This window comes from Plesiocystis pacifica SIR-1, from assembly GCF_000170895.1.
Lineage (GTDB): Bacteria > Myxococcota_A > Polyangia > Nannocystales > Nannocystaceae > Plesiocystis > Plesiocystis pacifica.
The window spans coordinates 1-6,195 of sequence record NZ_ABCS01000206.1 but is presented as its reverse complement, the minus strand read 5'-3'; the positions used below and the strand labels follow the sequence as shown (position 1 = coordinate 6,195).

General features: G+C 69.8%; 6 protein-coding genes. 4 read left to right on the top strand and 2 right to left on the bottom strand.

Annotated elements, in window-relative coordinates; translation table 11 throughout:
- Window positions 1-259 precede the first annotated feature (259 nt).
- A complete protein-coding gene (locus tag PPSIR1_RS41040; protein WP_006975987.1) occupies window positions 260-1,594 on the bottom strand; it encodes an IS1182-like element ISPlpa2 family transposase in 1,335 nt (444 codons plus the stop codon).
- Window positions 1,595-1,649: 55 nt separating this feature from the next.
- Window positions 1,650-3,905 carry a type VI secretion system Vgr family protein gene (locus PPSIR1_RS41035; protein ID WP_006977250.1) on the bottom strand — a complete coding sequence of 752 codons (2,256 nt, stop codon included), beginning with the start codon at window positions 3,903-3,905 and terminating at the stop codon, window positions 1,650-1,652.
- A 211-nt stretch (window positions 3,906-4,116) separates the two neighbouring features.
- Between PPSIR1_RS41035 and PPSIR1_RS49880 the strand changes: the two genes are divergently transcribed.
- The 4 genes from PPSIR1_RS49880 to PPSIR1_RS41020 all read left to right on the top strand — a co-directional run.
- Window positions 4,117-4,398, top strand: a complete 282-nt coding sequence (locus PPSIR1_RS49880; protein ID WP_006977249.1) for a DUF6484 domain-containing protein — start codon at window positions 4,117-4,119, stop codon at window positions 4,396-4,398.
- On the top strand, window positions 4,371-4,526 hold the full coding sequence (locus PPSIR1_RS48980; protein ID WP_157596528.1) for a hypothetical protein: 156 nt from the start codon (window positions 4,371-4,373) through the stop codon (window positions 4,524-4,526). The genes PPSIR1_RS49880 and PPSIR1_RS48980 overlap by 28 nt, the downstream gene beginning before the upstream one ends.
- Before the next feature lie 78 nt (window positions 4,527-4,604).
- Window positions 4,605-5,705 carry a DUF2169 family type VI secretion system accessory protein gene (locus PPSIR1_RS41025; RefSeq protein ID WP_006977247.1) on the top strand — a complete coding sequence of 367 codons (1,101 nt, stop codon included), beginning with the start codon at window positions 4,605-4,607 and terminating at the stop codon, window positions 5,703-5,705.
- Window positions 5,702-6,195 (top strand): hypothetical protein (locus tag PPSIR1_RS41020; RefSeq protein WP_006977246.1); only part of this gene is annotated, 494 nt, incomplete at its 3' end. The genes PPSIR1_RS41025 and PPSIR1_RS41020, both read left to right, overlap by 4 nt.

The window sequence follows — 6,195 nt, the reverse complement described above, 5'->3', positions numbered from 1 at the left end:
GTCGTGGAGACGCCACGCCCTCCCTGCCCCACGTCCACGACTCAGAGGCTGTAAGTCTTTCCCCGAAGTCGTGCACGGACTCGGGCCGACGCGAGTGACGCACGGCTTGGACCTCTCCCTTGACCGCCGATACTCCTGCCCAAGCATCGGCAGCTGCTCCGGCGGAGGCCCGGGAGGCTGCTCAGCTGCTCCGGCGGAGGCCCGGGAGGCAGCTCAGCTGCTCCGGCGGAGGCCCGGGAGGCAGCTCAGCGCCCGCCGCTCATGCCGGCATCGGCACCAGCTTCGTCCACTTCAGCAGGTTGTAGGTCAGCGCCATCCACAGCCCCACCGTCCTCACCTTCGACTCCCCTCGGACCGGTAGCTGCTGCAGCCCGCGCCATGCTCGAAGGTCCGCGTTGACCAGCTCCGCGTGTGCCCCTCGCTGCCGGTACTTCCTCTTGGCCGACTCGGTCTTCATCCGCCTTCGCCACCGCCACGTCTCATCCGTGTCCTTGGGCTTGCGGGCGTAGGGGTCGTCCTCCTCGTCTCGCGGCTTGGGCACCGGCGCATAGACTCGCGTCCCTTTGGCCTCCATCTCGTGGATGGCTGCGAGCTTCACGAAGCCTCCGTCGACCAGCCACTCCCGAGGGCGCACTCCCGTACGCGCGAGCACCTGCGCGCACATCGGAAGCATCTGGCTCTTGTCACTCCCGACGTTCGTCACGCCCACACCCACGATGAAATTCTCCTTGGTGTCTTGCGCAAACTGAAGGTTGAAGGACGGCCGCCACCCTCCGTCTCCCATCTTCATCACCCGAGCCTCTGGGTCCGTCGTACTCACCCGACGCTCCTTCTTCTTTGCCTTCTTTTTCTCGTTCGTCTTCGTGGTCTGCTTCTTCGACCTCGTGCTCTTCTTCTTGGGCTCCTTGGCCTTGTCTTGCTTCTCCAGCTCGTCGAGCTCTGCGAGCGCCCGCGTCAAACGCTCTTGTCGCTCCCGCGCTGCTCGCTCTTTTGCGGCCTGCTCCCGCTTGTTCTCGGCCCCGGGGTCACTCTCGAGCTGCCGGCTCAGCTCTCGCACTCGAGCCTTCGCCTCCTTCAGGCACTTGTTGAGGGTCGCCCGGCGTCGAAACGAGCCTGCTCCTGCGCTCGCTCGTACACGGACGCCGTCTTGGGAGACCTGCCTCAGCGTCACCAGGCCCTGGTGCATCAGCGTCGCCAGCAGCTGGGTCATCAGCTCGTCGAGCTTGTCTCCGTGCCCCGTCCGAAACTCCGCCAGCGTGTGATGGTTCATGCTCAAGCCGCCACAGATCCATCGATAGACGTTGTCGCGCTCGCACAGCCGCGCGAGGTGACGAGCACTCCCAATGCCCTCCGAGATCGCGTACAGCCACAGGGTCAGCAACACCTTGGGATCCGTGGCGGGTCGTCCTGGCTGCGCTCCTCGGGCTTCGATCGCGTCGTAGAAGCTCGAGAGGTCGAGCTGCCCGACCGCTGCCCATAGCAGTCGGGCTCGATGGTCATCAGCCAACAGCGAGTCGAGGTTGTAGGAGCGAAACTCGAGCTGGTGGCGTTCGGCTTCTCGCAGGCGGGGCTTCTCTCGGCGCGACTTCGGCATGGACTTCCCTCTCGGTGCTTGTGATCCCACACCGAGAGGAAAAGTTCACAAACTCTCAGTTCTCATGGATCTTGCCGCCCTTGAGGTTCAGCTTGCTCGACCCGTTGATCGTGATCGTCTTGCCCTTGATCTCGATGGTCCCGTTCTTCTTCATCGTCAGGCTGGACGAGCCGCAGGTGATCGTGAACTCGTCGCCCGCGTCGACGGTGTACTTGGTCTTGGCCTTGCTCTCGATCGGGCCGTCCGAGGTGAACGCGACCTTCTTCTCGCCCTTGCCCATGAGCTCCGTGCCCGCGCTGAGCTGGAGGCTGGTCTTGGCGCTGTGGCTGATGGTCGAGGCGCCCAGGCTGTAGCTGCCGGCCACGGTGTGGTCGCTGGTCGCCCCGACGGCCACGGACTTCGCCCCGGCGACGACCTCGGTCGAGGCCGCGCCCACGGCCGTGCTCATGGCCGCGCCCACGGCGATGGTGAAGGCGCCGCCCACGGTGGTCGTCTTGGCGGCGGCGACGAGCTGGGTCGCCGTCGCGCCCACCGTCTCGGTCAGGGCGGTGCCCACGGAGATGGTCTGGGTGGTCCCGATCGTCACGGTCTGGCTGGTGCCGACCGTGAGGCTCATGGTCGCGCCGATGGTCTCGGTGTGGTTCGAGCCCACCGAGATCGACTTGTCGACGGCGACGGTCTCGCTTTGGTTGTTGTCGACGCGCTTGTCGTAGTCGTGGCCGACGGTGTGCAGCTCGTCGTTGCCGGTGTGCCGGGCCGTGTCGTTCTCGATCTCGACGAGCCAGTCCTTTTGGCCGTGGATGTAGATCTGCTCGATGCCCGCGGCGTCCTCGAAGCGCAGCTCGTTGCTGCCCCCGCCGCCGGGCGAGGAGTTGGTCCGCCAGCCGCTCTGGGTGGAGTTGCCCGGGAGCTCGAAGGGCGGGGCGTGCTCGCCGTTGTAGACGCAGCCGACGACCAGGGGCCGGTCGGGGTTGCCGTCGAGGAAGTCGACGACGACCTCCATGCCCACGCGCGGGATGAACTGCGCCCCCCAGCTCGGGCCCGCCCAGCTCTGCGCGCAGCGGACCCAGCACGAGGCGCCCTCGGCAAAGCCCGCGCCCTCCTCCCAGTGGAACTGGACCTGGATGCGCCCGTGGGCGTCGGTGTGGATCTCCCCGCCGCCGACGACCGTGGCCGTCTGCGCGCCGTGGATGCGCGGCTTGGGCGTGCGCACGGGCGGGCGCAGGGGCAGCTCGGCGTCGAGGCAGCGCAGCTCGTTAGCGTAGCGGACCTGCTCGTCCTCGCCCAGCCCGCCCTGGATGTCGCCGCCGCCCTCGTGGTGCAGGCTGCGGATGATGTACTCGCCGGGGCAGCCGTCGTCGGCGTGGGCGTCGGAGCGAAAGCGCATGCCCGGGCGCAGGGCCAGGGCGTTGCTGACCACGAAGGCCGTGCTCGAGTCCATGGCCCCGGCCTCGACCCGGTCCTGGGCGCGCTCGCCGAGGTCGTCGGCGTGGTAGCGGCGCAGCCCGTGCACGAAGGCCCGGCGGGTCCGGCCGCGGGCGTCGGCCTCGCCAGCTGTGGAGCTGAGCACCGCTCCCGGGCTGAGCCAGTCGAAGTCCTGGCGCAGCGAGGCGGTCCGCGTCAGCCGCTGGCTCCACTCGAGGCTCTGCACGCTCTCGAGGGTGACCAGATCCGGCGCGCGCTCGATGAGCGGGAACTCGTCGCTGCCGTCGATGTTGGCCGCCGCCGGGTACTGGTCGTTGGCGTCGCACAAGGTCATGACCTCGTGCCCGGCGCCCGGATCGTGGGCGAAGTAGTAGCTGATGCCCTCCTCCTCGAGCAGGCGACGGACAAAGTCGAAGTCGCTCTCGAGGTACTGCACGCAGTACTCCCGCGGGCTCTGGCCCCGGCTCAGCGCGCCCAGCTCGACGCTGCGCCCGTACTCGCCCAGGGCCTCGTCGAGGACCTCCTGCACGATGTCGACGACGCTCTTTTCCTGGAAGATGCGCGAGTGGACCCGCTGCTCGCACAGCTCGAAGGCCGACATCGCGTGGACGAGCAAGATGCAGCGGTGCTCGGCGTGGCCGAGGAGCTCGACGTGGTGCACCACGCCAAAAAAGTGCGCCTCGACCTCGCCCCGCCACGCCTCGAGGTTGAGGGTCGCGCCGAGCAGGCCGTCGAGGTCCTCGTCGAAGTCCACGATCGCGAGCTCGACCATGATCCGGCAGCCGCCGTCGATCTCCTCGTCGCACACGAAGCGCAGCAGCTGCCACTCGGCGCCGGGGCCGTCGACGAAGCTGACCAGGTATTCGACGGGCGGCAGCGCTGGCATGGCGAATCCCCAGGATAGCCGCTTTTGCCCGCCGCTCCAGCTGGCGCTCGGTCGCACCCGACACCCGACACCCGGGTGGGGGTGCGGCCAATCGAATGCACGCGGTAGCACGGCGAGCCAAGCCGGGCCAAGCTGGAGAAGATCGGGTATAGAACTCCATCCCCGCGAGTCGCCGCCCATGCCCTTCGAGACCCAAGCATCGCGTGCCCTTTTGGATCCCAGCCACCCCGTCCGCGCGACGGTGGTCGCCCTCGTCGACGGCCAGGCCCAGGTGCGCGTGCCCGGAGACACCCGGGTGCTGGCCGCCGAGTCGGTGATCGAGCTCAGCGAGGCCGACCTCGGAGAGACCGTGATTTTGGGCTTCATCGGGGGTCAGGTGGACGATCCCGTGATCCTTGGGCGCACGCGCAGGCCTCGGCGCGAGACTGCCCCGCCCCCGTCGAGCTCGAGCTCGACGGTCACCACGTGCAACTATTGGCCAAGCGCGAGCTGAGCCTGCGCTGCGGGAGCGCCAGCATCACCATGACCGCGGACGGGCGCGTGACCATCAAGGGCCGCCAGATCACCAGCCAGGCGACCGGCGCCCACCGCATCCGCGGCGGTACGATCAAACTGAATTGATGCTCACGAAATGAACGTACTTCAATTCGGATAGTTCGCAGCCACACTCGAGCTCTGCACATATACGAGCGCCCGCCCTTGCACGTCACCCAGAACACCCTCGGCCACGGGGCCGAAGCGACGACCTGGACCGATCTCGACGGCCGGCTGTGGTGCGTGCTCGTGGTCAAGGGCCGCTACCGCGTGGGCGAGGACGGGGAGCTGCGCCAAGAGTCGATCGAGGACCCCGCGGAGGTGTTCACCTACGCCGACGAGTACTGGGGCGAGCCGGCCGCGTCGAGCCTTCGGCTCGAGAACGACTTCGCGCCCTTCAAGCTCCAGACCGACGTGGTCGTGATCGGCCACGCCCACGCGCCGGGCGGCCGGGCGCTCCAGGCCTGCGAGGTCGCCCTGGTCGTGGGCGGCCAGCGCAAGATCCTGCGCGTGCACGGGCCGCGGGTGTGGACGCCGGGGCTCGCGGGCGTCGTGCCCTCGGCCGCCCAGCCCTTCGTGCGCGCGCCCCTGCGCTGGGAGGGCGCCTACGGTGGATCCGCCGAGGGCCACTGCGAGTGGCGCAACCCCGTGGGTCGGGGGCTCGCCCGCGGCCGCTCGGACCTGGCCGTCGTGGGGGAGCCCGCGCCCACGCAGGAGTACATCGACGAGCCGGTCACGCGCTGGGGCGCGCGGGTCCGGCCGGCCAGCTTGGGGCCCATCGCCCGGGGCTGGCAGCCGCGCCTGGGCCACGCGGGCACCTACGACGCGGCGTGGAAGGCCGATCGCTTCCCCTTCCTGCCCCTCGACTTCGACCCCCTGCACTTTCAGATGGCGCCCGAGGACCAGCGCTTCCCCGCCCTCGCCTCCGGCACCGAGATCGCCTGCGTCAACCTGGACCCCACGGGCATGCTGCGCTTTCGCGTCCCCCCGCCTCCGCCCCCGGCGCGCTTTCGCTTCCGCGATCGCGTGGACGCCCGCGCGCTCACCCTCGACACCGTGGTCATCGAGCCCGACGAGCGACGCGTGAGCCTGTGCTGGCGCGCCCGCGTCGATCCGGGGCCCAAGCTGACCGCGCTGCGTGGCATCGAGCTCGGCGAGGAGTTCGGCCCCGACGGCCTGCCGCGCAAGCGCGGGAAGCCCTACTTTCGCTCGCTGGCCGAGTACGTGCGCTGGGCCAAGGCCCGCCGCCGCGGAGGGGGCTCGTGAGCGCGGGGCTCTACCTCGCGGGCGCGGGCCTGGTCACGCCCGTCGGCTTTGGCATCGAGGCCAACTGCGCGGCGATCCGCGGCGGCCTCGACCGCCTCGACGAGCTCCCCTGGCACGACGACGACGGCCTGCCCATCATCGGTGCTGCGGTGACCGGGCTCGACGAGGCGCCGGTGAGCGAGCGCCTGCTCGCCCTGCTCGCGGCCGTGGTCGAAGAGAGCGCGCGGCGCTGGCAGGTCGAACGGCTCGAGCGCCTGGTGATCGCCTGGCCCAGCGACGCGCCTGGGCCCTGCGCGGGCGAGGCCGAACTCCTCGCCCAGCTCGTCCAGCGCAGCGGCGTGGCCATCGGAGCCCTCGAGCGGGTGCTCGGGGACGAGAGCGCGGGCCCGGCCGCCCTCGAGCGCGCCGCCGCCCACCTGGGCGCGGGCGTCGAGCGCTGCCTGGTGTGCGGCGTCGACTCCTACCTGGGCCCACGACGGCTGGCGGGCCT